1 protein-coding gene is annotated in these 349 nt (G+C 52.7%); it reads left to right on the plus strand.

What is annotated here, in order from left to right:
* A partial coding sequence (locus H6A60_RS12835; RefSeq protein ID WP_205105245.1) for an aryl-sulfate sulfotransferase N-terminal domain-containing protein occupies positions 1–349 on the plus strand: 349 nt, incomplete at both ends.

Below are 349 nucleotides of genomic sequence, written 5' to 3' on the forward strand. Positions count from 1 at the left end.
CCTCACCGCCGTTATCCGCGATGGCGGCTATACGATTACGGACGCGACCGTGACGATTGTTCCGAAGACGAACGGTCACAAAATCACGTATAAGGTTTCGCGTTCGGAACTCCTGACTCACGGCGGTATTCCCGTCTGGGGACTTTATCCGAACTACCTCAACAAAATTGAAGTGAGCTACACGCGCGTTGCCAACGGCAAAAGCGAAAAGTTCACCGACACGGTCCAAGTCTATGCGCCGCCCGTCTATTTTGAATCCGCAGGTGCACCCGACGAAACGATCATGCCGTTTGGCGTTGAGGTAAAAAAGGTCGATCCCGAATTCAAAGACCGCCTCTACCTTGTAAAC

The organism is Sutterella massiliensis (genome assembly GCF_016899755.1).
GTDB lineage: Bacteria > Pseudomonadota > Gammaproteobacteria > Burkholderiales > Burkholderiaceae_F > Sutterella > Sutterella massiliensis.